The sequence below is a fragment of the Myxococcus qinghaiensis genome (assembly GCF_024198215.1).
GTDB lineage: Bacteria > Myxococcota > Myxococcia > Myxococcales > Myxococcaceae > Myxococcus > Myxococcus qinghaiensis.
Genome location: NZ_JAKCFA010000036.1, coordinates 13,047 through 38,342, shown reverse-complemented (window position 1 = coordinate 38,342; position 25,296 = coordinate 13,047). Strand labels below are relative to the sequence as shown.

Sequence of the window (25,296 nt, the reverse complement as noted above, 5' to 3'; positions counted from 1 at the left end):
AAGGTGCGTACACGCGTGCTCGCACACCACGCCCCGCCTCACGCGCGCCCGCCTCGCGAGCCGCCACCCCGGCGCCCGGCTCCCTCGCCCCGTCCTCCCAGACGATGCGCGAGCCCCACCTCAGGCGTAGACCTGACTGCCCTCCAGCGACATCTCCAGGCGCCGGTTGAGATGGTCCAGCTTGTCATACCGCTCACGCAGCAAGTCGCGGTACGCGCGCTGGTCCGTGTGGGAAATCTCGGTCAGCAGCTCGAGCAACGCCGTGTCCAGCGCCTGCTTCAGCTCGCGGGCTTCCTCCGCGGACAGTTCCAGCAACATGCGGCCACCTCCTGTCGCGAATGTTAGGCACTCCACTCCGCTCAAGCCGCCCACCCGCCCCAGCGCCTCCCTTCGCCCGCGCCAGGACGACGAGCGCTTCCCTGCCTGCTCCGTCGGACTGTCGTCACGCGCGCCAAGCCCGCAGGTTCTTCCTGACGAGGGCCCGGGTGCTCCGGGCGTCATGCAGCCGCGAGGAGGTCGTGATGATTCAGTCCGGCGAGGTGCGCGAGGGAATGACGGTGAAGGACTCCAACGGCCGCGAGGTGGGCCGGGTCGCCGCTGTCGGTGACATCCACTTCGAGCTGGAGCAGGGCCTGGTCCCCATTCCCCGCCACGACTACCTGGTGGAGTTCAGCGACGTGGACCATGTCAGCGGCGACGAGGTCCACCTGTCCCGCGCCGACCACCCGCTGCTGACGCTGGAGGTGGATGACGATGGCGGCGCGCTGCCTCCCCGCCACTCGCGCGGCATGGACACCGAGCCGGTGAACGACTCCACCCTGTCGGACGAGGACTCCGTGCGCCACTGAGCACCCCTCGTCCCGAGGATTCGGCGGCGCCGGTGCGGGCTCCGCGCGAGTGGGGGATTTCCGACCCGGTACGCAGCTCAAGCGTCCGGAATCACTCAGGTCGGACATCCCAGGAATGTCAGACCGTCAGGCTACACGGGCTCCCTCCGACCAGCGAGGCGAGTGGAGCTCATGCGACGTGTCCAGACCTCATTTCTCGGCGTGGCGTTCTTCGCGCTCGTGTTCTCGTGCAACTCCGGTCCGCGCGCGGACGGGGGCGCGCTGGACACGAGCGTCGAGCCCCTGAGGCTGACGACGCCGCGCAAGCTGCTGCCCTTCGTCACGCTGGAGGACGGGCGCGTGCTCGCCGCCGGAGGCCATGATGGTCAGCGCACCCTGACGAGCTGCGAGGTGTTCGAGCCCGAGACGGGCATGTGGAACCTCACGGGTTCCATGCACAAGGCGCGTCGCAACCACGCGGCGGTGCGGCTGTTGGATGGGCGCGTGCTGGTGCTCGGCGGCACTCAGGTGGTGGCGCCGGGCGCGCTCGCGGACGCGGAGGTGTATGTGCCGACGGTGGGCGCCTGGACGCAGGTGGCTCCCATGGCCGAGGCCCGGAATGATCCGGCCGCGGTGCTGCTCCCCGATGGCCGCGTGCTGGTGGCGGGCGGCACTGACGCGGACCGCAGGCCGCTGCGCTCGGCCGAGCTGTTCGACCCCGTGACGAACACGTGGTCCCCCGCGATGCCACCGGGCTTCGTGCGTGGTGGCGCGGGTTCGGCGGTGATGCTGGCCACGGGCAAGGCGCTCTTCGTGAGTGGCCTGCAGGCGGAGCTGTACGACGTGGCCACCGGCCGCTGGGAGAAGGCGGGCTTCGCGGGTGGCGCGGCGGGGACGCATCGACAGGGGCACACCGTGACGTTGCTGCCGGACGGGCGCGTGCTGGTGGTGGGCGGCGGTACCGCGCGCGCGTCGAGCACGGCGGAGGTGTACGACGCGCTGACGGGCCAGTGGACGCTGGTGGCGGCGCCGTCGGTGCCGCGCGAGCACCATGCCGCGGTGGTGACGCCAGAGGGCCAGGTGCTGGTGCTGGGCGGCGAGCACTTCACGTCGGGCGCGCTCGCGTCGGTGGAGCGCTTTGACCCGATGACGGGCCACTGGGTGTCCGCTCCCACGCTGACGGAGCCTCGGGGCCTGCCGGGCGCGCTGACGCTGCGCGACGGCTCGGTGCTGCTGGTGGGCGGTGCCAACGAGGCAGCGGGCATGCTCGACTCGAGCGAGAAATACCTGTCCACGGGCTGCGTCCCGGCGACGTGCGAGTCGCGGGAGGACGCGTGCGGCGCGGTGCCGGATGGCTGCGGTGGGATGCTCGAGTGCTCACCCTGCGTCGTGGAGGGCTGTGATGCCCAGCAGTGCCGCGCCGGGGGACTGACGCAGCGCTGAGCGGTGCCGGCCGTGACGCGGGTGACAGTCCCGCCGATTCTCGCTCAAATGCGGCCATGCGTTGGCTTCTGTTCGCGATGTCCCTGGCGTGGCTCGGTTGTGGCGATGATGCCGTCTCGGAGCCCTCCTATGACGAGTGGGCCGGTCGCGCCGCCACCGCGCAGTGTGCCCACTCGGTGGCGTGCCTGGGAGACACGCGCGCCCAGGCGGTCTGCACCACCGAGGTCTATGAGCGCTACAAACAGGTGGAGCCGGTGCTGAACGCGGGCTCGGGCGCGAAGGCCGGCTGCGTGCGGTGCATGCGCATCCGGATGGAGGTGCAGCACGCGTCACTCTCCAACCAGTGCCAACCCATGGACACGGCGCGCATCGACGCGGCCTGTGGGCCCGAGCGGCAGGCCTGTGCCGGCGCGCCCTGACTTGCGTGCGTGAGAGCCGTGGCGCATCGCGCCAGCCCATCCCCCGCGCGAAACCTCCTGTGACTGGCTGAGCACCCCTCGCGCGGAAAGCCTCGCAAGCCACGAAGCCCCCGGCCCTCGCGCACGTCAACCAGCCGAGACGCCCCCGTCCGTGCATGCCAGACTGCGCGCCCATGCGAACCCGCCTCCGCCTCCTCGCACCGCTCATGCTGAGCACCGCATGTGCCTCCGTCTCCTCACAAGCTCCGGACGCCACCGCCGCAGCGACAGCGACAGCGAAGGACTCCGTGCCGGAGCGTCCCTTCGGCACCCTGCGTGAGCAGGCCGAGCGTCAGCAGGCCTGGCTGCGCGAGCGCATGGACACGGCGCTCCCCCAGCTCATGCGCAAGTACGGCATCGAGCTGTGGGTCGTCCCCATGCGCGAGTACAACGAGGACCCCGTCTTCAAGGCGCTCGTGTCACCCACCACGTTCGCCGCGCGCCGTCGCACCATCTACGTGTTCCATGACCTGGGCCCGGAGAAGGGCGTGGAGCGCCTGGCCCTCGGCGGTGGACCGCAGGGCGGCGTCTATGTTCCGCGTCGCGCCCAGCAGCAGGTGAACCACGGCGGAGAGGGCCTGCGCCAGGCGGAGCTGTGGGGCCCGGACCAGTGGCTGGTGCTCAAGCAGGTGCTGGAGGAGCGCCAGCCCAAGAGCATCGCGCTCGACGTCTCCCGCACGTTCGCCTTCGCCGACGGCCTCTCCCATGGCGAGTACGAGGGCATGGCCCAGGCGCTCGGCCCCGACTGGGTGAGGCGCTTCAAGCCCGCGGAAGGCCTGCCCGTGGACCTGCTCGCGTGGCGCATCCCCGACGAGGTGCGCTTCTACGAGGACGAGACGAAGCTCGCCTGGAACATCATCGAGACGGCCTTCTCCAACCAGGTCATCACCCCCGGCGTCACCCGCATCTCCGATGTGGAGTGGTGGATGCGCCAGCGCCTGGCGGACCTGGGCCTGGACACCTGGTTCCAGCCGTCCGTGGACGTGCAGCGTCAGGGCGCCACCGAGGAGCAGCTCGGCGAGGACCCCGTCATCCAGCGCGGCGACGTGCTCCACTGCGACTACGGCGTCACCGCCCTGCGGCTCAACACCGACACCCAGCACATGGGCTACGTGCTGCGCGAGGGTGAGAAGGACGTACCCGCCGGCCTGAAGGCCGCGCTCAAGACGTCCAACCGCCTGCAGGACATCGTCTTCGAGGAGCTGCGCCCCGGCCGCACCGGCAACGAGGTCCTCAAGAGCTCCCGTCAGCGCATGGCGTCGGAGGGCATCGACGGCACCATCTACTCGCACCCCATTGGCCTGCACGGCCACGGCGCGGGCGCCATGGTGGGCCTGTGGGACCGGCAGGAGGGCGTGCCCGGCAACGGCGACCACAAGGTCATGGCGAACATGTGGTACTCGATTGAGCTCCAGGCGACGAGCCTCGTGCCCGAGTGGAACAACCAGCGCGTGCGCTCTGCCCAGGAAGAGGACATCACCATCGACGCGGAGGGGCGCGTGCACTGGGCCTGGAAGCGCCAGACGGAGTTCCACCTGGTGCGCTGAAGCGGCTCGCGGGCTCCCGCCCTCTACAAGGACGCGGGAGCCCGGAGTGGGTGAATCAGCGCGGCGTGCCCGTCAGCGACTTCAAGAGCTCCACCAGCGCGCGCTTCTCCGCGTCCGTCAGCTCCAGCGGGACGATGGTGACGGTGCGCTTGCCGGTGAAGGTGCCGTCCGGGTTGCCGCCGTCGTTGTAGAAGTCGACGACCTCCTCCAGCGTGGCCTGCGCGCCCGTGTGCATGTACGGCGCCGTCAGCGCCACGTTGCGCAGCGACGGCGTGCGGAACGCGCCGTCCAGCTCCTCCTGCTTCGCCTGCGTGCGCAGCGTGCGCAGCCGCATCGCGTCCGTGCCGTTCGGGTCGTCGCTGTGCCTGCCCGCCGCGTTGAACTCCCAGTCCAGCAGCTGGGGGAGCACCGCCCACTGTCCCCCCGCGCCCGGCCCCCGGTCCTCCAGGCCCACGTTGTGGAACAGCTCGTCCGTCAGCGAGGGGCCCTTGTGGCAGACGATGCACTGGCCCTTGCGCACGAAGGTCTTCAGCCCCAGGAACGCCGGGTCGCTCTCCGCCGTGCCGGCCTCCACCGCGGCGATGAAGCGCTTCACGTCCGTGTCGAAGGGCGCGTCCACCTGCATCAGCACCCGCTCGTACGCCGCCATCACCTTGCCCACGTTGGCCATCAGCACCGGCGCGGCCACGCCCGAGGGCTCCACGCCGAAGAGCGTCTGGTAGCGCGTCCGGTAGGACTCCTCCGCCACCAGCCGCGCCCGCACGACTTCCGCGTCCGAGTCCATCTCCACCGGATTCGTCAGCGGCAGAATCGCTTGGGACCAGAGCGAGTCCGCCCGCCCGTCCCACATGAACCAGCGGTTGTGCCGCACGTTCAGCACCGTGGGCGGGTTGCGCTCCGTGCGCTGGCCGCCACAGCCCTCGGCCGTCGCCGTCTCCACCGTGCGGCCGTCACCGGAGTGGCAGCTCTCGCAGGACACCGTGCCGCAGCGGGACAGGCCCGTGTCCCGGAACAAGTCATGCCCCAGCTCCTGGGCCACCGGCAGGCCGTCCACCTTGTTGGTGGCGTCCAGGCGCGGGTGGCTCGACAGCGAGTGCAGGCTGCGAAGCTGGTCCAACTCGTCGAGGGTGGGAAAGGGCTCTTCCGACTCGCACGCCAGCCCCAGCCCGCCCAGGCTCAGGGCAAGCGTGGCGGCGCGCCAACTGCTTGGAATCTTCACCGGGTCGTCCTTCTTCGCATCCTTCGCGGCCCGGTCCACTCCGGTACCTCGTGCCGCCCCGCGGGCGGTCTGCCGAGAGCTTCGCGCCCCTCTGTGCGCGAATCAATCCGGAATTCCTGGACGTCCTGGGGCTGCCCGGCCCCTCCGCTCCGGACATGAGCGAAGGGGGACGTGACATTGACTTCGACTTCGACTTCAGGCGCCGCAGCTCACCGTGAAGTCCTTCGTGCCGGTGCCGTAGTTCACCATCTTGATGGTGGACGGCTCCGGAGTGATGGCGGGCGCGGACCCGTTGTCGCACTTCAGGCCGGACTCCGCGGCCGCGCTGATTTGAAGGTCGGTGTTGCTCGGCACGCCGGAGATGGTGAACGAGCAGCGGTTGCCACGGCTGGACTTCACCATGGCGTGGCCCAGGGCCTCCGAGGGCCTGGCGGCGTGAGCGACGATGACGCGGAGCTGGTCACACGGGTTGCCCGCCTGCGCGAGCCCGCTCTCCGGCAGCTTGATGACACCGGCGACGGTGGCGTTGCCCTCGCGGCTCCCAGCGCCCGTGGTGGCACAACCAGTGGCGGCAAGAATCAGGGCGGCAACGGCGATGCGATACATGAAAATCCTCACTTCTTGGGGGAAAGAGAAGGCGGCTCGACTGCCGCACAGGCGACCTACGTCGCGCGCTCACTACAATTGCGACGGGATTTCATTCCACCCATTCCCCGCCCGCTGAAAGTGCCGGGTTTTCTGCAAATCTCCTGGAGTTCCGTGCGGTTCCGGACGCCTTGTCGCCGATATCCACGACTTGGAGTGGGGTGCCATGAGTCCAGTTCATCGGTCGAATCAAAGGCAGACATACCGCGCTGCGCAGGGCTGCTGGGACGTCCCAGGAGCGAACGGGAATCCCATGTGTGGGAATGCGGGGATGCAAGCCCTGACGCGGAGCGTGCGGCCGGGAATCAGGCCTGTCGCCTGCTGCCGGACACTCGTCGCGCCCCCACGGTGAAAGCGCGAGAGGAGACGCGCATGTCGATTCAGAAACAGGATGCGACGCAGTCGTGGTCGGGGCTGGGGGTGGGCACGGACCGGAAGTCCTTCATGGACGCGGTATCCGCGCAGCTCCCGGACTTCGTGGCGGAGCAGGCGGCGGAGGCGGTGTTCTGCGGGCTGGCGGAGCTCTTGTCCGACGGGCTGATGCGGCAGCTGCGCGAGCAGCTCCCCGAGGACCTGAGGGGACTGGTGGATGCGTGCCCTCGCCACCCGGACGGCACGCGCGGGAAGGTGGACCGGGACGACTTCTACCTCCAGGTGGCCAACCACCTGAACGCCGAGCCGGAGAACGTGCGCCTGGTGCTGCACGGCGTCTTCGCGGCGCTGCGCGAGCAGGTGACGGAGCAGGAGGCGGACAAAATCGAGAGCCAGCTGCCCCGCTGGCTCCAGGGCACGTGGTCCGCGTCGCGCCTGGGCATCGACCGGCCTTCCTGAGTCGAGGCCGTGTCCGTTCGTGGGACGAATGAAGCGTCCGGACGCCCGCATCGGGTCCGGACGCTTCTTCACGTCGTGCCGCCTGCTAGTAGGTGCCGCCCAGCTGGAGCATCCCCATGTAGCGGCCGTCCAGGGCGTTGGGCGTCGCGGAGGTGGGCGCGAAGTCCTGGTCGAAGAGGAAGTTGTAGCTGACGCGTGCGTCGGCGGTGATGAGCTTGCCAATCTGGTAGCGCAGGCCCAGGCCCGCCGGCACGTAGCCGCTGGTGTCGTCCTGGAAGCCGAACTGACGGCCCACCACGTCGTGGCGGATGTTGTAGTCGTCGATGCCCAGGCCCGTCACCGCGTAGGGCTGGAGCCGCGTGTCGGTGAAGTTGCCGATGACGAGCGCCTGGCCGCCGTTGCGTGCCACGTCCGGGCCATCGCCCAGACCGCCCGCCCGCCCGTTCCCGTCGACGTCCACGTTGTTGACGCTGCCGTTGTAGCCCAGCTCCACCGCCAGGAAGTCCATGGGCCGGTAGCCGATGGCGGCGCCGTACGTGAACCCCGCGTCGAGCCGCGGCGCCAGCTGCCCGGTGTAACCCTCCGCGCCTCCGCCGAGCTGCGCGTACAGGCCGGTGTCGGCGTGCTTCGATGAGGACTTCTTCTTGGACTCCTCGACTTGTACCGGCTCCAGGTTGCCGGGGGCCCGCTCCGCGCTGGGCCGGTAGTCCTCCTGGGCTCCCACGGCGCATCCCCACAGCGCCGCCACACATCCCGCGATACGCACGAATGCCTTCATGTCGGACTCCTTTCCGAGCGTCCGGAAGGCAACGTGGAGTCCGCGGTCCATCCCGGCAATGTTCCCGGGGGCCATGCCCTCCGCCCGTCCTCTTCTCGGCGGGGCGGTGGACACGTCGCTCTGTTGTCCTTCCCACCCCGGAGGGTGGGGCGGGCACGCTCAAAGACTCAGGGCAGCGGGCCGATGAGCGCCTCCAGCGCCCGCCGGGCCTGCACCATCCCGTGGCCGTACTGCTCGTCGAAGCCGCCGGCGCCCAGGTCCTTCGCGCTGCTCAGGAGCGCCGCCTTCACCTCGGCGGGCGTGGCGTTGGGACGCGCGCTGAACAGGAGCGCGGCGACACCGCTGACATACGGCGTGGCCATGGAGGTGCCGGACATGTACGCGTAGTCCGCCGGATGCAGGCTGAGCTTCGCGGTGGCGCCCATCTGCCGCTCCATCAGCGTGCTGGCCGCCTGGGTGATGGTGACGGCGGGCACCCAGTGTCCTTGCTGCGGCACCGAGAGGATTTCCGCGCCGCCTTCCATCAGCTCGCTGGCGAAGATGACCGCGCGAGCGCCCTGCATCATCACGTTGACGATGGCCTTGTCGGGCCGCACGTAGGGGCTCGGGTGCACGTAGGCGACGAAGCCGCGGCAGGTGCTGTCCTCGCCGCACGAGTCCAGCCCCTTGCCGTCACCGCAGTCCACCAGCGAGCCCCCGGTGTCCCCGGTGGGCGCATACAGCAGCGAGCGCGACGTGGGCCGGTTGCCTCCCACCTCCAGCGCGGAGAGCGAGCCCCGTCCCTGCGGGAAGGTGGACAGCACGTCCACGCCCGGGGCCATCAGCGCCAGGTCCTCTCCATAGGAGGAGAACACCGCGCGCTTGTCCTGGTTGTCCAGCGCGCCCACCGCGAGCACGGACGGGTCCGAGGCTGGATAGGACACCAGGCCCTGCGCCTCATTGCCGGCCGCCGCCACCACCAGCATCCCGCCGTCCAGCGCCGCCTTGAACGAGTCCTGCGTGGTGAGCGAGGCCAGGCCGCCTCCCAGCGACAGCGAGGTCACCTTCGCGCCCTCGGCCATGCAGTACTCCAGCGCCTTCATGACGAGGCTCATGTGGGTGCGGCCTTCCAAATCCAACACCCGCGCGATGATGAGCTGTGCTCCGGGCGCCACGCCCATCAGCCCGCGCTCGTCCAGCACCGGCCCGCCCTGGCCGCCCAGGCCCGGCCGCGCGGCGATGATGCCCGCCACGTGCGTGCCATGGCCGGAGCCCCACCGTCCCTCGCGGCTGTCGCTGGGCGTGTCGTCCCCATCCAGGAAGTCCCGGGCCGCCACCACCGCGTCCCGCAGCTCCGGGTGGTCCAGGTCCATGCCGCTGTCGATGACGCACACCTTCACGCCCTCGCCCGTCACCGCCCCCGGGTCCAGCACGCCGTCCGAGTTCCGGTCCCAGACCTCGGGCGCCTGCACCCGGCGCAGCTCGGGCGTGTACTCCGCGGTGGCGCCCGTGCCCGCGAGGACTCCCGCCAGCGCCAGCGCCGACGGCAGGGAGGGCCCCAGCGAGTGCAGCTCCGCATCCGGCTCGATGCTCTCCACCAGCGGATCCAACTCCAGCTCGCGCCGCTCCTCGGGCGTCACGCGCGCGGCCACCGCCGGCACGTTCTTGAAGGTCGCCGTCACCTGTCCGCCCAGCTGGCGAACCCGGCCCGCCGTCAGCTCGCCCTGGCGTCGGTAGCGGATGATGACCGGCTCACGTCCGTCACCGTCCGTCGTCGCCCGGTTCGCGAGCTTCCCATGGGGCTGTCCTGGCAGCATGCCCGCGGTGATGCCCGGGCAGACGTTCTGCTGGGCATCCCGCTCGGAGGACTCGTCCGGCATGCAGGCCGACAAGGTCAACAGCCCGATGACTCCCCAGCGCTTCATGAGCCACTTCCTTCCGTCACCACCCGGGCGACATCGCGGTGCCAGGCCGAAGGGCTTCCAGCCGGTCGACCCCATCTGTCCCCAGGAAGTGCATCCCCCTTCGCGGCGGCAACGGCCGTGCCGGGCGCGCGGCGGCGGGAGGTGCGCGGGTTCACATCCTGTGTGGCCCGCCTGTCTCAAACTGGCTGTCGTCCCGGGCCGCGTGGGGGGCTGTTGTCCCGAAACCCGCTCCTCCCGCCCACTTCGTCGGAGATGGGCCCGGGACTGCCGCGCCCGAGGCGATCAACGAGGCGCGGGCTCGGCCGTATTGCCAGGCGGTGATTTCACCCACCGTTGTGCCCCACCGGTCTGACATGCTGGCCGGGGCCGTTGACGGGATGTTCCGGGGGCGTACGGTGTCGGACAGACGCGAGAAGGGTGCTCGACAGCTTGATTCCGTGTGTGTCCGGGTGCTTCGCTGCCAGGAGAAGCCATGAGCACCGCACCTACAGAGTCCTCCCGTTTCCTCGGGCGCTATGAGCTCGTCCACCCCCTGGGCCAGGGCGGCATGGGCGAGGTGTTCCTGGCGAAAATCAGCGGCGCGGCCGGCTTCGAGAAGCCGTGCATCGTCAAGACCATCCTCCCCACGCTGCTGAAGGACCGGCAGTTCCTGGACCGCTTCCACCACGAGGCCAAGGTGCTGGTGCACCTGGTCCACTCGTCCATCGCCCAGGTGTACGACATGGGGGAGGCGGACGGGACGTACTACATGGCGCTGGAGTACGTGGCCGGCGTGGACCTGGCGTACCTGCTGGAGCAGGCGCGGATGCAGGGCGCGCAGGTGCCGGTGCCGGTGGCGCTGTTCCTGGGCCAGCGCATGGCGGAGGGCCTGGGCTACGCGCACCGCAAGGTGGGGCCGGATGGCGCGCCCTTGGGCATCGTCCACCGCGACGTGTCGCCCCACAACGTCATGGTGTCGTACGAGGGCGAGGTCAAGGTCATCGACTTCGGCCTGGCCAAGTCCGCGGCGCGCAGCAAGTACACCCTGCCCGCCACGGTGATGGGGAAGCTGGGCTACATGTCGCCGGAGCAGGTGCGCGCGGAGGCGCTGGACCACCGCAGCGACATCTACTCGTGCGCCGTGGTGCTGTGGGAGATGCTGGCGGGTCGCTCGCTCATCCCCCATGGGACGGTGGGGGAGATGATGGCGGCCATGTCGCAGCCCACCATTCCTCCGCTGACGGGGCTGCGTGGTGACCTGGATGCGACGCTGGACGCCGTCGTGCGCCGCGCGCTGGCCATCAAGCCGGATGACCGCTACTCGCGCGCGGACGAGCTGGCGCGGGCGCTCAACGGAGAGCTGGTGCGCTCCGGCGCGGCCGTGGGTGCCGAGGAAGTGGGCCACTTCGTGCGCGCCCTGTGCCCGGAGGCCTTCGCCGCGCAGCGACAGCTCATCTCCAAGGTGACGTCGTCCGGGAGCCACCACCGCACGCCCACGCCGATGCCAATCCTGGCCGGTGGCACGGGCACGGGCGCGTTCGGTACGGGGCCGCAGGCCGCTCCGGAGAACACCGCGCCGTCAGGCTTCGAGCCGACGATGATGCGCGCGCCGACGGAGACTCCCGCTGCTGCTCCCACGAGCGAGCGGCGCGTGGCCGGCATGGCCCGGCGGGATGTTCCGTCCGCCGACGATGCGATGGGCAATGACGCCACCACCCTGCGTCCCGGCACCGGAGCTGGAGCCGTCGCGGGTGGGGCCATGGTGGCCGCGGCCTCCGCGAGCGCTGCTTCTTCGGGGCCCGTGGACCCGTCACCCGCCAAGGTGGTGGTGCAGGAGTCGGCGGCGCAGCAAGCGTCATCGTCGGGGCCGGTGGCGCAGGCGGCCTCGTCGGGCCCGGTGGCGCCGGTGTCCGTCTCCCAGTCCGCGAGCGATGTGGCCACCCGGCCCGCTTCCTCCCGGAAGAAGACCGCGACGATGCTCGTCATCGCGCTCACGGTGCTGCTGCTGATGGTGGGCACGGCGGTGACGACGGCCCACTTCGTGAAGGGTCCGGGCGGCCCCGAGGCTCCCACGCCTCCGCCTGCTGTCTCCACGAACCCGCCGCCCCCCAACCCGGACACGAAGCCGGTTCCGCCAGCTCCTCCTGACAAGAAGCCCGCTCCGCCGACCACCGCCGAGGTGCGTCCGGTCTCCCCGCCCCCCGACAAGCCGGCGCCCAAGCCGGAGCCGGAGAAGGTGGCGATCCGCGAGACGGTCAAGCCCAAGCCGCCCGTGGCGAAGCCTCCCCCCAAGCCGGCTCCGGAGCCCGAGCCCGAGCCGGTGGCCGTCGTCGAGGCGCCTACGCCCGCGTCCGAGAAGGGCGTCATCTATGTCTCGCCCACCGGCGGGATATTTCCCGTGCAGAAGGATGGCCGTGGGTTCTTCGTCTCCGGCGCTCAGGTCCTGAACGTGCAGCCCGAGCAGAAGTTCCAGGTCGTGAGTGCTCCCAGGCGCGACGGGAAGCGGGTCTTGCTCGGGAATGCCTTCGTGCATGGCAAGGCTGGTAAGACCACGGCCCTGCTGAAGATCAACGCAAAGGCCAGGACGGCCATCGCCGCCATGTCCACCCTGGACCCCAAGACCAAGACGATGAAGACCAATGCCTTCATCGCGACGCCGGAGTCCGGCACCCGAAGCAACCAGGGCAACGAGTTAGAGTCATACCCCGACGAAGAACCCGACCCAGCGGGGCCCGCGGCCGTTGCCGCACCGCCGATGATTGCCCCGTCCAAGACGCTCAAGGGAATCGTGAAGAAGGCGGGTGGCATCGGCCCGTTTGGCGGAGGCGACGTGTTGGTTCGCAACACCGACGACTTCGACTGGACCGACTGCTCCGTGGTGAAGGACCGCCGTCAGCGGGGCAGGCTGGGCAACCTGCTTGCCGGCAAGGAGCGGACCGTGAAGAACTTCACGACCCGCGCCGAGCACTTCGTCGAGGAGGGCAAGGTGGGCGTGTTCTGCGAAGAGGGGCAGTTCATCACCACGCTGCGCTGACCCCCGGCACGCTCCGGCTCACGGCTTCGCGAGTCGCTCCGAGGCCACCGGACAGTCCGCCACGACGGCGCGCACGTCCTCGTGGCCGGAGCTCGCCTCGCGCACCGCGCGGTTCAGGGACGTGCGGCACTCCCACGTCACGTCCCGCGTGCCGTGGCAGCAGTGCCAGCCCGTCAACGTCCGCCCCAGGTACTTGAGCGTCTCCGCGCGCGTGGGCGTGACGAGCAGCCACACCGCCCCCACGAGCACCGCCAGCCAGGGGAGCTGCGAGGCCAGGCCCTTCAGCCGGGGCCCCACGCCCGCCGTCACCGGCTCCGCGTAGAGCCCGAGCATCGCGTCGAAGGGCCGGCGCTGCAGCACGGGCGCCACCAGCAGGTCCACCGGCGTGGTGAAGCCCCTGATGAGCCCCCGCTGCGCGCCCGGCGCGTTTCCGTTGTGCACCAGCCACACGCCCGCGAGCTGCCGCCACAGCGTCCGTCCCCAAATCCCACCCACCAGGGACCACGCCAGCCAGGCGAGGACCATGGCCAGCACCATCGCCCCCGGCGTCCGCTCGTGCTCCAGCGCCCGCAGCGCGGCCCAGCCGACCAGGGCCGCCGTCGCCACATCCAGCACGTCCGCGGCCCACAGCTGCCACTGGTACCGCGCCTCGGTGCTCACCGTGTCCGTCGAGAACAACGCCCCGTCGCTCATCCACCCTCGCTCTTCGGCGCGCGGAGCATAGACGTTCGGGGACCTCGGAGGGTCATGCACCTTTGTCCGCCGCCTGGACTTCGTCCGGAAAGCCACCGCGAGAGCAGGCGGGCTCGGGGTGTTTCATGGCGCGGCGCCAGCCGGGAGGACAGGCGCCCACGGACTGCCCTGGGGCGACCGCGGGACGTGACTGCTGTCTGTTTCCCGCAGTGGCGCGAGACACAGGTGGCTCCCATCTTGGTTTCAGCGCGATGCGGCGAGACCCCACCCACCACCGGGGTCTCGAAGCGAGGAGCGCTGGGCCATGGCCCCGGTCACCCGGGAGCACGGCTCTTGGGTGCCGGCGGTGGTGGCGTACGAGGCGACAGCGGCGGGGGGAAGTTTGGGAGTCGTGGGGGGGCAGGTCGTCCCCCGCCGCTGTCGCCGAGGCCGTTAACGGCCAACGTTCCACTGTGGGTGAATGCCCGAGGTTTGGCCTCTGGGGCGTTTCTGCCGGACACTGGGGGACGTCATGTCCGTCCCGAGGCATCGGCTCCGCGCCGTCTGGCGCGGGCTCGTGGGTATCTTCCTGCTGGCCGGGGTCGTCCTGGCGCGGCCGGGCCTCGCCTTGGACCCTCAGCGCTGGGTGTCCCAGTACAGCCAGGACTCGTGGCGCAGCGACGACGGGCTTCCGCAGAACAGCCTGCTGGCGCTCGCGCAGACGCGAGACGGCTACGTGTGGCTCGGCACCTGGGAGGGCCTGGTGCGCTTCGACGGCGCGCGCTTCGTCGTCTTCGACAAGCGCAACACGCCGGAGCTGCGCAACCACACCATCAAGGCGCTCGCGGAGGATGCCTCCGGCGTGCTGTGGGTGGGCACGGACCAGGGGCTGGTGTCCTACGTGGACGGCCGCTTCGAGCGCGCCCCCGGTGCCTCCGCGCCGCTGGAGGGGGTGCGCGTCGAGGAGCTGCTCGTGGGCGAGGGCTCCCTCTGGGTGGGCACCACCGGGGGCCTCTGGCAGGTGCCGCTGGGCGAGGGCCTGGCGCGTCAGTACACGGAGGCCGACGGACTGCCGGGCTCCTTCATCACCGCGCTGGCGCGGGCGGGCGGTGACAACCGGCTGTGGGTGGGCACCAAGGCGGGCCTGGCGTTGCTGGAGGGCGGGCAGGTGCGGCGCACGCCCTTTCCCGTCCCGGGCCCCGACGAGCGACCGGAAGTCACCGCGCTCTTCCAGGACGTCGCCGGCACGCTGTGGATGGGGACGGAGACGGGGCTCGTCTCGTGGAATGGCGTGGTGGCCACGCGCTTCACGGCGACGGACGGGCTGCCGGCCACCGTCACCGCGCTCCTGGCGGACAGCCAGGGCAACCTCTGGGTGGGCACGCGGCGCGGCGGGCTGGTGCGGCGGGAGGTGGCCGGCTTCAGCTCACCGCTGCACGGCGCGGGGCTCGCGGACGCGGAAGTCCTCTCGCTGCTCGAGGACCGCGACGGGGCGCTGTGGGTGGGCACCTATTCGGGGCTGTTCCGCCTGCGTGACGGCCCGTTCGCCACGTACGGCATCCCCGAGGGACTGCACAACGAGACGGTCAGCACGGTGCTGGAGGACAAGCGCGGCACGGTGTGGCTGGGCACGGTGGGCGGAGGGTTGTTCTACCTGCGCGACGGGCACATCCGCCGCATGGAGGACTTCGAGGGAGGCACGGACCCGGTCATCACCGCGCTGCACGAGGCGCCGGACGGCACGCTGTGGGTGGGCTCCAAGGCGGGCGCGTTCCGCTACGACGGGCAGCGCTTCGCGAAGTCGTCGCGGGTGCAGGGGCTGCCGGACCACGTGGTGACGTCCATCCTGGTGGACTCGCGCGGGACGCAGTGGTTCGGCACGCGGCAGGGGCTGGCGCGGGTGCGCGGCGGCGACGTCACGGTGTTCGGCACGAAGCAGGGGCTGTCGGCCGAGCCCATCATCGTCATGGCCGAGGACGCGACGGGCGCGGTGTGGCTGGGCTCCGAGGGCGGGCTGTGGCGCATCGAGGAGGGCAAGGGCCCCCAGCGCTTCACGGTGAAGGACGGGCTGCCCGGCGAGGTGGTGCTGGCGCTGCTGGCGGAGCCGGACGGCACGGTGTGGGTGGGCACGGAGACGGGGCTCGGGCGGTGGAAGGAGGGCGCGTGGACGCGCTACTCGGTGTCGCAGCACGGGCTCTATGACGACGCGGTGTTCAGCATCGTCCCGGACGGGGACGGCCACCTGTGGATGAGCAGCAACAAGGGCGTGTCCCGGGTGTCGCTGCGCGAGCTGGAGGAGGTGGCTGACGGGCGCCGCTCGCGGCTGGCGGTGATGGGGTTCGACCAGATTGACGGCATGCGCACCGCGGAGTGCAACGGGAACACGCAGCCGTCGGGGTGGCGGGGCAGGGACGGGCGGCTGTGGTTCACCACCATCCAGGGCGCCATCGTCGTGGACCCGGTGCGCGTGCGCGCCAGCCGGCAGCCTCCCGAGGTGCGCATCGAGGAGGTGCGGGTACAGGGCGAGCTGGTGCCGGTGACGGGCCCGGTGGAGCTGCGGCCGGATGGCTCGCGCCTGGACATCCGCTTCACGGCCTTCACGCCAGGCGACGCGGTGCGGCTGCCGTTCCGCTACCGGCTGGTGGGGCACGACGACGGCTGGGTGCGCGCGGAGATTCGCCGGGCGACGTACACGGGGCTGCGGCCCGGGCGCTATCGCTTCGAGGTGCAGGCGGAGGGCCGGGACGGCGGCTGGACGGAGCCGGTGTCGCTGGACGTGCTGCTGGAACCGAGCCTCTGGCAGCGCACGGACTTCTGGGTGTTGTTCGTGCTGGGGCTGGGGATGCTGGGCGTCAGCGTGTACCTGCTGCGGGTAGGGCAGCTGAAGGCGCGCGAGCGGTGGCTGGAGGCGCGCGTGCAGGAGCGCACGCGGGAGCTGGCGCGGGCGAACGAGGAGCTGGAGTCGAACGTGCGCACGCTGCGGCAGACGCAGGCGCAGCTCGTCCAGGCGGGGAGGATGGCGGCGGTGGGGCAGCTCGCCGCGGGCGTGGGCCACGAAATCAACAACCCGCTGGCGTACATCGTGTCGAACCTGGAGCACGCGAGCGAGGAGTCGGACGCGCTCGCGAAGGAGCTGGGAGAGGCGCGGAACGCGGGGACGCGACTGCGCGAGGTGGGGCAGGCGCTGCGCGAGGCGTTGCATGGCGCCAACCGGGTGCGCCGCATCGTCCGCGACTTGAAGACCTTCTCCCGGCCGGACGATGAGAAGCAGGGGCCGGTGGATTTGAGCGCGGTGCTCGACTCGGCGGTGAAAATCGCCATGGGCGAGCTGCGTCCGCGCGCGAAGGTGGTGCGCGACTACGGCGACGTGACGCGGGTGGAGGGGAACGAGGCGCGGCTGGCGCAGGTGTTCCTCAACCTGCTCATCAACGCGGCGCAGGCGTTGCCGGAGGGACGGGCTGAGGAGAACGAGGTGCGCCTGGTGACGCGCGGCGGCCCGGACGGCTGGGTGCTGGCGGAGGTGCGCGACACGGGGAGTGGGATTTCGCCGGAGTCGCTCGGGCGCATCTTCGACCCGTTCTACACGACGAAGCCGGTGGGCGTGGGCACGGGGCTGGGGTTGTCGTTGTGCCACGCGTACGTGACGGCGATGGGCGGCACCATCTCCGTGGAGAGCGAGCTGGGCAAGGGCTCCGTGTTCCGGGTGGCGCTGCGCCGCGCGAGGGACGCGGGCGCGGCGTTGACGTCGGAGGCACGAGGGCGCACGCGCGACGGGGTGTCCGAGTCAACGCCAGGAGCACGGCCGGTGACGGAGCGGGATTCCTCACCCTCGGGCTATCCGACCATCTCCTCCGACTCGCGGCCCATGTCGGAGCGAGACACCTCTCCGCTGGGCTTCCCGACGGTGCACGTGAGGCCCGCGGCGGAGCGGCCCGCGTCGCCCATCAGCGCGCCGACCCAGTGGGAGCCGCCGCCTGAAGCCAGGTGGGGGACGGAGCGTCCGGCTTCGTCCAGCGGCTTGGAGTCCTCCAGCACCGCCCTTCCGAGCGTCACGGCCGCGAGCCGTGTGCTGGACGGGGGCTCCTCGCGAGCTCCGGGTCCACCGTCCTTCGCCGGGACACCGGGTACCGAGGCGCGCGCCTCCCGCGTGGACACCGCTGCATTGGAGTCCATGGCCCGGAGGTCCGAGCCGGTGGGTGACGCGGGCGTACTGCCGGGGACGAGCGCGGTGGTGACGGATGCCCCGCGCGTGGAGAGCCCGCCGCCTCCGGTGCGGGGGCGGGTGCTGGTGGTGGACGACGATGCGCTGGTGAGCGGGGCCATCCGTCGCACGCTGGCGCGAGAGAACGACGTGGACGTGGTGGTGAGCGCGCGGCAGGCCCTGGAGCGGCTGAATGGCCTGGAGCCCCAGCGCTATGACGTGGTGCTGTGCGACTTGATGATGCCGGAGATGACGGGGATGGACCTCTACGAGGCCCTCGTGCGCACCGCGCCCGACGTGGCGGAGCGGATGGTCTTCATCACCGGCGGGGCCTTCACGCCGACGGCGCGCACCTTCCTGGAGCGGGTGGAGAACCCGCGCGTGGAGAAGCCCTTCGACCCGGAGGCCCTCAGAGGAGTGGTCCGGGCCGAAGTCGCCCGTGCGCGCCTGGTTACAGGTCCAGCACCAACCGCTTGGAGCGAGCGCGCGACACGCAGATGAGCATGCGCTCGTCTCCGGCGGGCTCCTGCTGGAAGAAGGTGTCGCGGTGCTCGGGCTGTCCCTCGCAGACGCGGGTGACGCAGGTGCCGCAGGAGCCGGCCTCGCAGTCGCTGGCCACGCGCACGCCATTGCGGCGCAGCACGTTGAGCAGCGACTGTCCCTTGGGCACGCTGAGCACCTGCCCCGTGCTGCGGAGGGTCACCTCGAAGTCGGTGTCCTCCTTGCCCAGGGCCGCGACGTTGCACTCGGCGCCGAAGGACTCGAAGTGGACCTTCTCCCAGGGCCAGCGGTGCTTCGTGGTCGCCTCTCGCACGGCCTTCATCAAGCCCGAGGGGCCGCAGCAGTACAGCCGCGTGCCGGCGCCTCGCGTGGCCAGCAGCCCCGACACATCCAGCCCCTTGTCCGGGTCTCCGCCGTCGAAGTGGAACCGCACCCGGTCCGCGAACGGCGCTGTGGACAGGAGCTCGCGGAACGCGGCGCGCTCGGGGGTGCGGACGCAGTAGTACAGCATGTAGTTCGCGCCGGTCCGCTGGAGCTGGCGCGCCATGGACAACAGCGGGGTGATGCCGATGCCGCCCGCCACCAGCACGTAGCTGCGCGCGAACAGCAGGGGGAAGTCATTGCGCGGGGCGCTCACCACCAGCACGTCGCCTTCCCGCACGCGCTCGTGCATGCCGCGTGAGCCGCCCCGTCCTCGCGCGTCCTTCTGCACGGCGATGACGTAGCGGTGCGTCTCCTCCGCGTCGTTGCAGAGCGAGTACGAGCGCAGCACGGAGTCCTTGCCGGGGACGCGCACGTCCAGGTGGGCGCCGGGTTCGAACGGGGGAAGCGCCCCGCCTTCTTCCGCGACCAGCTCGTACGACAGGACGGCCTCGGCCTCGTTTGAAATCCGAGCCACGCGCACGCGCTGAGCATCATTCATCAAGGTGTTCACTGCGTCCCCTCTTCCCTTCCCGCGACCGCGACGAGTCCATCACCCACCGCGACGAGAGATTGAGCAGGGGTGGTTCCGCGTGGGATTGAACCAGGGGGCGGTCGGTGCGTCGCTTCCCCGACGCTGGTTGGACCTCGGGGGGGCGCGGAGGTGTCTCCCAGGGAGCGCCGCTGCCTCATCTGGGCAACAGGTTCTCCTGTCGGGGGGCTAGAACCTTCCCACAAGTTCTCGCGCGGGAGCCTTCGTGGCCCTTCTCGTTCTCCAGGGCGCGGACCTCCTGGCCGCCTGCCGGGGTCGCGGGGGAGCGGGCCTTCCCCACGTCGCTTCGGCATCGTGGCGAGGTCATCCCCACCATCCAGGACATGTCGCGCCAGGAGCCTTGCGCTCCATGGAGGGGATGCGCGGCCCCCAGGACCTCAGGGAGGCAATCAATCATGGATGCCATCGCGTTGCTGAAGACGGACCACAAGACGGTGGAGCAGCTCTTCCGCAGGTTCGAGAAGGCGGGAGCCAATGCCCACAAGCTCAAGCGCAAGCTGGTGGAGCAGATGGTGCTGGAGCTGTCGGTGCACGCCGCAATCGAAGAGCAGGTGTTCTACCCGGCGGTGCGCACGCGCTCGGAGTCGATGAAGGAGGAGGTGCTGCGCTCGCTGGAGGAGCACCACGTGGTGAAGTGGGTGCTGTCGGAGCTGGACGAGCTGCCCGCGGAGGCGGAGCGCTTCGACGCCAAGGTGTACGTGTTGATGGAGAACGTGCGGGCGCACGTGCTCGAGGAGGAGACCACGCTCTTCCCGGCGGTGAAGAAGGCCTTCAAGCCGCAGGAGCTGAGGGAGCTGGGGGCCTTGCTGGAGAGCGCCAAGCAGGCGGCGCCCACCCGGCCGCACCCGCTGGCTCCGGACACGCCGCCGGGCAACCTGGTGGCGGGCGCGATGTCGGCGGTGATGGACATCGGCCGTGACGCGCTGAGGGCCGCGCGGCGCAAGGCGACGACGAAGGTGCGGGAAGTCACGGGGCGGGGCGCGAAGCAGCCCCCGGCCCCCGGGTACGAGGCAGGGGACGCCGCGAGTCCGTGACGTCGGCTCCCGGGAGAGGGCGGGGCGTGCTCCGCCCTCTCGTGCCGAGGGGGGCGTGAATGTCGGGGGTGGGGGCCCGTCCCGAGGAGTATGGCCGCGGCATCACGACCCCCGCCGTACCGGAATCCCGCCCGAGGAGGCACCATGCTTCACGCAAAGTCCGTTCGTTCCCTGCTGCTCACCGCCGTGCTGTTCACCGCGCTGGGCGCGTCCGCGCAGTCCCAGCCGCGCCCGCCGTTGGACCCCGCGGTGCGGACCTTGCGCGTGGAGGGCACGGGCGAGGTGAAGGCGCAGCCGGACGAGGCCTTCATCGACCTGGCCGTCGAGACGCTGGCGCCGAACGCGAAGACGGCGGGCGAGCAGAACGCGAAGAAGATGGAGAAGGTGATTGCGGCGCTGACGTCGGCGGGAATCGCGCGCAAGGACATCCAGACGCGCAACTACTCGGTGTACCCGGACTACGGGCCTCCGGCGCCGAACGAGACGGAGCCGAAGCTCAGGGGCTACCGGGTGAGCAACCTGGTGAGCGTGCACCTCACGGAGCTGTCGCGCGTGGGCAGCCTGCTGGACCAGGCGTTGGCGGCGGGGGCGAACCGGGTGGACCAGGTGCGCTTCGGACTGGCGAAGCAGGACGCGGTCCAGGGTGAGGCGCTGCGGCAGGCGGTGGCGCGCGCGCGCAAGTCGGCCGAAGTCCTGGCGGCGGCGCTGAACGTGAAGCTGGGCGCGGTGGTGGATGCGAGCACGGTGACGGAGTCGCCGCAGCTCTACCCGGCGCGCTTCGCGATGGCGGAGTCCGCGGATGCCCGCGTGGCCACGCCCATCCAGCCGGAGGAGCAGACCGTGCAGGCCAAGGTGACGCTCATCTACGTCATCGAACCGCTGCGCTGAGTCAGACGTCTCGCGAGGGCCTGCTTGCGGCGGGCCCTCGCTGTGAGGCGGATGGATTGGAGAGGCATTGCGACGGGTCGTGTCATTGTCTCGATATCACCCGCTGGGTGGTATTCCCCGGGAGCTTGAATCCATGACACGGGAATTCCGGCGAAAGCGCTGTGAACTCCAACTTGACCTCGCGGACTTATCCCGGTTCAATTGTTTCTCCGAGTCCGTGAGGTTTGCTCCTCGCGTGAACCGGAGCTTCAGTGCTCTCTCACCCAGGAGCAGTCCATGAAGATCAAGACCCGCGTTCGTGCTGGCCCAGCCCGTGGCTGTGCCGGTGGCGTCATCGTCGCCGTCGAGCTCGAGTAGTCTGGACGTCGATGCCGCGGTGCGTGTATCGCGAAGGGAATGTGGCGCATTGCGCCATTTCCCAGCCTGAAACCGCGATGCAATAATTACAGTCACGGGTGTTGAGTTGAAACTCACGTAACTGTCGCAGCTTGACCGGCAGAAGCAATCCCGCTTCAATTGTCACTCCGTTTCCGCATGGGTTGTTCCTTGCGTGAAGCGGAGCAGCCAATCCTCACCCCACACAAGGAGCAGTCCATGAAGATCAAGACTCGCGTTCGTGCAGGTCCGATGGATACTGGCGTTGGCAGCGGTGGTGGTCGTGGCTGTGCCGGTGGCGTCATCATCGCCACCCCGCTCGAGTAGTCTGCTCGTCTCGTTCGTACATCCAGTCCTCACTCACACAAGGAGCAGTCCATGAAGATCAAGACTCGCGTTCGTGCAGGTCCGATTGCGGCGCCCTCAGGTGGCGGCCGTGGCTGTGCCGGTGGCGTCATCATCGCCACCCCGCTCGAGTAGTCTTCCAGTGGTGAGCTGACACCGGTCGCCGGTGGGCCGAGAACCGGCTCGCTGGCGACTGTTTCATTCAAGGCCTTCCAGGAGCTTCCACGTGAGTCAGGAACCGGTGCCGGTGGACCCCCATGAGACGCTGTACGTGCCCATGCGGCGTCGCTTCATCAAGGAGTACCTGAACTCGCCGGAGGGCCAGCCCGAGCTGCACATCTATTACGGCACCAAGGAGATCTACATCGAGGAGCAGGACCTGCACTCCTTCGGAGAGCAGCTCTGCCTCGAGGACTCCTTCATGGCGGGGGCCGCCACCCGGTGGACGCCGGGCGAGCCCTATCCCTGGGAGCGCATGAAGGAGCTGCTGGAGGCGCTGCTGGCCGAAGGCATCGTCACCCGGGAGGCCCCGACGCTCACCTTCGAGAGCGAGAGCCACCGCAAGTACCTGGAGGCGGAGGCCAGGCGCGACGCGCCCACCGAGCCGCTGTGGTGGAACCCGGACTCGGCCAGCATCATGAAGCGGCTCTCGGGGAGTCCGCTGGAGCTGGGCTTCATGGAGGCGGTGCTCCCGGTGTACCGCATCGCCCACCCGGCGCTGGACGCGGAGGGTCGGCACATCGGGGAGAGCAACACCTTCCCCGAGTCCATGCGCATGAAGGTGGAGACGGAGTTCAAGGCCTGCCACTTCCCGGGCAGTCGCTACCGGAACAACGCGCCGATGAACGTCACGGCGCTCAAGTCGATGATGAAGCACTGGAAGCCGATGATGCAGGCGGTGCTCGCGGTGCGGCAGGCGTTCCTCCGCCCCGACACGGTGCTTCCGGATGGACGCTGGCGGCTGGGAGACCTGCACGCGGTGGCGTGCGCGGTGCTTGCGGTGCCGTCCTACATGTTGATGCGCGCGAACGACCCGGTGCCCAACGGCACGCTGGACCCGGTGCTCTCCAACATCTACCGGGTGACGGACGGCGTGCGGATGGTGGCGGCGTACATGCTCTTCCTCCCGGAGGAGCCGATGACGTACGAGACGCCCATCTCCTCCGCGGAGCTGCTCTATGTGTCGGACCGCGACAACCACTACCTGTCTTCGCGCGGGGTGTGCGCCGGTCCGCCGAACCTGATGGAGGAGTACTTCCAGACGGTGATGGACGGCAGGCCGGTGGTGGGTGCTCCGTCGTCGGACTTCCCGTGGGCGAAGGACATCGTGCCGGGGGTGGACTACGGGCAGCTCGGGCTCCAGCTCTATTCGCTCCAGTTCAACCTGTGGAGCTACATGTGCCGCGCCTATGGGCACATCCGCTCGGCGGTGGGCCAGGTGGAGGACGCGCCCGGTGGGTTCTGGAGTCGGATGAAGGAGCGGGTGGAGCACGACTGGTCGATGATGAAGATTACGCGCCTGCATACGGCGACGCAGCGTGACTGGGCGGAGGAGCGCTACGTCGAGATGTTCGACCGCGCCCAGCGGGGCATGAGCAACTTCAAGGAGGAGTCGCTGGTCCGCCTGAAGGACATCTTCACGCCCGTGCACGACGCGGTGTACCAGTCCACGCGCGAGCAGCTCCGGGCCCTGGTCCGCGAGCGCGCGGGTGCGACTTCGGGGCCTCGGATGGAGCAGGCGGACGCCATCGCGGATGCGACCGCGGAGTACCTGACGCTGGAGCGCTCGGCGCTGCTCGCGCTGGAGAACGTCCAGCGTGAGGTCAACGCGCTGCTCCAGCGTCCCCACCCGGAGCGGCGGTTCACCAACCAGGACCTGGCGCTGCACCACCGCATGCGGGCGGGCACCATCGGCGTGCTGCCCTATCTGCTGGATGTGTTCCGGGACGAAATGGGCGTGCACATCGACAACTCGCCCGAGGGCACCCGGCTGAGCCAGCGCAGCAACGCCGCCTGAGCGGTGGCCAGGGCTTCCCTGGGAGCGAGTGGCCCGCTCTCGGGGTGACTCCCAGCGACGAACAGTGAGCAGGGGGGCGACACGAGCGCCCCCTTTCCGCCGCCGGTCCGACATACTCCCCGCCCCGCGTGACTCGCGCGGGTGAGCCCGAGGGAGGGCACGGCACGTGAGCGGCAGGAACGTCATCGTCGTCGGAGGCACGGGCGACATCGGCCAGGCCGTCACGCGGAAGCTGCGCGCCGAGGGCCTGCGCGTCCTGTGCGCCGCGAACGACGTGGCGGCGGAGACCGCGGACGCGGTGCACGTGGATGTCACCCGTGAGGACTCCGTGGTGTCGATGTTCGACAAGGCGGAGGCGGCGCTCGGCCCCATCTCCGTCCTCGTCAACTGCTCGGGCGTCGGCGTCTTCACTCCGCTCGTGGACCTGTCCCTGGAGGACTGGCGGCGGAGCCTGGAGGTGAACCTGACAGGGACGTTCCTCTGCGCGCGCGAGGCGTTCCGGCGGATGAAGCCCCAAGGCGGAGGCCGGCTCATCCACATCGGGTCCGTGAGTGACCACCTGACGTTGCCGATGAACGGGGCCTACGCGGCGTCCAAGCACGGCGTGCGCGGGCTGACGGGCGTGTTGAACGAAGAAGGCAAGGCGTTGGGCATCCGCGCCACGCTCGTGTCGCTGGGCGCGGTGTACACGTCGTTCTGGAAGTCCCGGCCGGAGTTCAGTCCCGAGGACATGCTCTCCGTGGACGACGTGGCGCAATGCATCTGGGAGATTTCCACCAAGCCGTTGAACGTGCGGGTGGACGAGGTGCGCCTCGTTCCTCCCCGAGGTGTCCTCTGATGGAGACGCAGTCGAAGGCCCCTGTCGCGATTGTCACTGGGGCCAGTCGTGGAATTGGCGCGGCCATCGCCACGGAGCTGGCGAGGCAGGGGTTCGAGGTGGCGCTGCTGGCGCGGGACGTGGCGGCGCTGGGGCGACTCGAGGAGCAACTGACGCGGGCCGGTGGGCGGGTCTGGCCGCTGGCTTGTGACATCGCGGACGAGCGCGCGGTGGGCGCGGCGATGGAGCGACTGGAGGCGAAGCTGGGCGTGCCTCGGGTGCTGGTGAACAACGCGGGGGTGGGCGGGCCTTTCCACCGCGTGGACGAGGTGAGCACCGCGGAGTGGGACCAGTTGTTCGGCGTGAATGTGACGGGTGTGCGCAACCTGTGTCACTGGGCGTTGCCGCGCATGAAGGCGCAGGGCTACGGACGCATCGTGAACATCGCGTCCATCATGGGGCTCTTCGGTGGCGCGCAGTCGTCCACGTACGCGGCGACCAAGCACGCGGTGGTGGGGTACTCGAAGTCCATCGCCGCCGAGTGGGGCGCCTATGGCATCACCTGCAACGCGCTCTGTCCGGGCTACATCGACACGGAGATGTTGGCGAAGGCGGACCCGGCCGTGCGCGCGCGGCTGCTGGAGCGCATCCCCGTGAAGCGCTTCGGCACGCCGGAGGAAGTCGCGGGCATGGTGTCCTTCCTCGTCGGGCCCTTCAGCGGCTACGTCAACGGCAGTGCCCTGGTGATGGACGGCGGCCTGTCGGCGCACCTGGCGTCGGACCTGCCCGCGTTCTGACTCATTCCCGG

19 protein-coding genes are annotated in these 25,296 nt (G+C 70.1%); 12 read left to right on the top strand and 7 right to left on the bottom strand.

Translation table 11 applies throughout. The features are described from left to right. Positions 1 to 120: 120 nt before the first annotated feature. Positions 121 to 318, bottom strand: a complete 198-nt coding sequence (locus LZ199_RS42200; protein WP_253999476.1) for a hypothetical protein — start codon at positions 316 to 318, stop codon at positions 121 to 123. A 203-nt stretch (positions 319 to 521) separates the two neighbouring features. Between LZ199_RS42200 and LZ199_RS42195 the strand changes: the two genes are divergently transcribed. The 4 genes from LZ199_RS42195 (at position 522) to LZ199_RS42180 (ending at position 4,275) form a co-directional block, all read left to right on the top strand. Next, positions 522 to 848: a DUF2171 domain-containing protein gene (locus LZ199_RS42195; protein WP_253999475.1), complete on the top strand. Its 327-nt coding sequence runs from the start codon at positions 522 to 524 to the stop codon at positions 846 to 848. A gap of 171 nt (positions 849 to 1,019) precedes the next feature. Beyond that, positions 1,020 to 2,270 carry a Kelch repeat-containing protein gene (locus tag LZ199_RS42190; protein ID WP_253999474.1) on the top strand — a complete coding sequence of 417 codons (1,251 nt, stop codon included), beginning with the start codon at positions 1,020 to 1,022 and terminating at the stop codon, positions 2,268 to 2,270. Positions 2,271 to 2,326: 56 nt separating this feature from the next. Further along, positions 2,327 to 2,689: a hypothetical protein gene (locus LZ199_RS42185; protein WP_253999473.1), complete on the top strand. Its 363-nt coding sequence runs from the start codon at positions 2,327 to 2,329 to the stop codon at positions 2,687 to 2,689. A gap of 173 nt (positions 2,690 to 2,862) precedes the next feature. Next, entirely contained in the window at positions 2,863 to 4,275 is a 1,413-nt protein-coding gene (locus tag LZ199_RS42180; RefSeq protein WP_253999472.1) for a M24 family metallopeptidase, read from the top strand. A 55-nt stretch (positions 4,276 to 4,330) separates the two neighbouring features. Here the strand turns inward: LZ199_RS42180 and LZ199_RS42175 are convergent, their stop codons facing one another. Both LZ199_RS42175 and LZ199_RS42170 read right to left on the bottom strand, forming a co-directional pair. Then, positions 4,331 to 5,533 carry a cytochrome-c peroxidase gene (locus LZ199_RS42175; RefSeq protein ID WP_407667339.1) on the bottom strand — a complete coding sequence of 401 codons (1,203 nt, stop codon included), beginning with the start codon at positions 5,531 to 5,533 and terminating at the stop codon, positions 4,331 to 4,333. 156 nt (positions 5,534 to 5,689) lie between these two features. Then, a complete protein-coding gene (locus LZ199_RS42170) occupies positions 5,690 to 6,100 on the bottom strand; it encodes a hypothetical protein (protein WP_253999471.1) in 411 nt (136 codons plus the stop codon). 411 nt (positions 6,101 to 6,511) lie between these two features. On the opposite strand from LZ199_RS42170, the gene LZ199_RS42165 reads away from it, so the two are divergent. Then, positions 6,512 to 6,970 carry a DUF2267 domain-containing protein gene (locus tag LZ199_RS42165; protein ID WP_253999470.1) on the top strand — a complete coding sequence of 153 codons (459 nt, stop codon included), beginning with the start codon at positions 6,512 to 6,514 and terminating at the stop codon, positions 6,968 to 6,970. An 85-nt stretch (positions 6,971 to 7,055) separates the two neighbouring features. On the opposite strand, the gene LZ199_RS42160 is transcribed toward LZ199_RS42165, so the two are convergent. Together LZ199_RS42160 and LZ199_RS42155 are read right to left on the bottom strand one after the other, a co-directional pair. Beyond that, entirely contained in the window at positions 7,056 to 7,748 is a 693-nt protein-coding gene (locus LZ199_RS42160) for a hypothetical protein (protein ID WP_253999469.1), read from the bottom strand. A gap of 167 nt (positions 7,749 to 7,915) precedes the next feature. After that, the gene (locus LZ199_RS42155) at positions 7,916 to 9,652 is read right to left on the bottom strand and encodes a S8 family serine peptidase (RefSeq protein WP_253999468.1); all 1,737 of its coding nucleotides are present in this window, start codon (positions 9,650 to 9,652) and stop codon (positions 7,916 to 7,918) included. Between the two features lie 472 nt (positions 9,653 to 10,124). On the opposite strand from LZ199_RS42155, the gene LZ199_RS42150 reads away from it, so the two are divergent. Continuing rightward, positions 10,125 to 12,665: a serine/threonine protein kinase gene (locus tag LZ199_RS42150; protein ID WP_253999467.1), complete on the top strand. Its 2,541-nt coding sequence runs from the start codon at positions 10,125 to 10,127 to the stop codon at positions 12,663 to 12,665. An 18-nt stretch (positions 12,666 to 12,683) separates the two neighbouring features. Here LZ199_RS42150 and LZ199_RS42145 read toward each other — a convergent pair whose 3' ends face one another. Next, positions 12,684 to 13,358, bottom strand: a complete 675-nt coding sequence (locus tag LZ199_RS42145; RefSeq protein ID WP_253999466.1) for a hypothetical protein — start codon at positions 13,356 to 13,358, stop codon at positions 12,684 to 12,686. Between the two features lie 511 nt (positions 13,359 to 13,869). Between LZ199_RS42145 and LZ199_RS42140 the strand changes: the two genes are divergently transcribed. Continuing rightward, positions 13,870 to 18,039, top strand: coding sequence for a two-component regulator propeller domain-containing protein (locus tag LZ199_RS42140; RefSeq protein WP_253999465.1), 4,170 nt, complete (start codon positions 13,870 to 13,872; stop codon positions 18,037 to 18,039). On the opposite strand, the gene LZ199_RS42135 is transcribed toward LZ199_RS42140, so the two are convergent. Continuing rightward, entirely contained in the window at positions 17,990 to 18,973 is a 984-nt protein-coding gene (locus LZ199_RS42135) for a PDR/VanB family oxidoreductase (protein WP_253999464.1), read from the bottom strand. The two genes, LZ199_RS42140 and LZ199_RS42135, sit on opposite strands and share 50 nt — an antisense overlap. 434 nt (positions 18,974 to 19,407) lie before the next feature. Between LZ199_RS42135 and LZ199_RS42130 the strand changes: the two genes are divergently transcribed. The 5 genes from LZ199_RS42130 (at position 19,408) to LZ199_RS42110 (ending at position 25,285) form a co-directional block, all read left to right on the top strand. Beyond that, on the top strand, positions 19,408 to 20,046 hold the full coding sequence (locus LZ199_RS42130; protein WP_253999463.1) for a hemerythrin domain-containing protein: 639 nt from the start codon (positions 19,408 to 19,410) through the stop codon (positions 20,044 to 20,046). A gap of 144 nt (positions 20,047 to 20,190) precedes the next feature. After that, positions 20,191 to 20,934, top strand: coding sequence for an SIMPL domain-containing protein (locus tag LZ199_RS42125; protein ID WP_253999462.1), 744 nt, complete (start codon positions 20,191 to 20,193; stop codon positions 20,932 to 20,934). Between the two features lie 946 nt (positions 20,935 to 21,880). Beyond that, the gene (locus LZ199_RS42120) at positions 21,881 to 23,671 is read left to right on the top strand and encodes a hypothetical protein (RefSeq protein ID WP_253999461.1); all 1,791 of its coding nucleotides are present in this window, start codon (positions 21,881 to 21,883) and stop codon (positions 23,669 to 23,671) included. A 166-nt stretch (positions 23,672 to 23,837) separates the two neighbouring features. Continuing rightward, the gene (locus LZ199_RS42115) at positions 23,838 to 24,509 is read left to right on the top strand and encodes an SDR family oxidoreductase (RefSeq protein ID WP_253999460.1); all 672 of its coding nucleotides are present in this window, start codon (positions 23,838 to 23,840) and stop codon (positions 24,507 to 24,509) included. Further along, complete coding sequence (locus tag LZ199_RS42110) at positions 24,509 to 25,285, top strand: SDR family NAD(P)-dependent oxidoreductase (RefSeq protein ID WP_253999459.1); 777 nt, start codon at positions 24,509 to 24,511, stop codon at positions 25,283 to 25,285. The genes LZ199_RS42115 and LZ199_RS42110 overlap by 1 nt, the downstream gene beginning before the upstream one ends. Positions 25,286 to 25,296 lie beyond the last annotated feature (11 nt).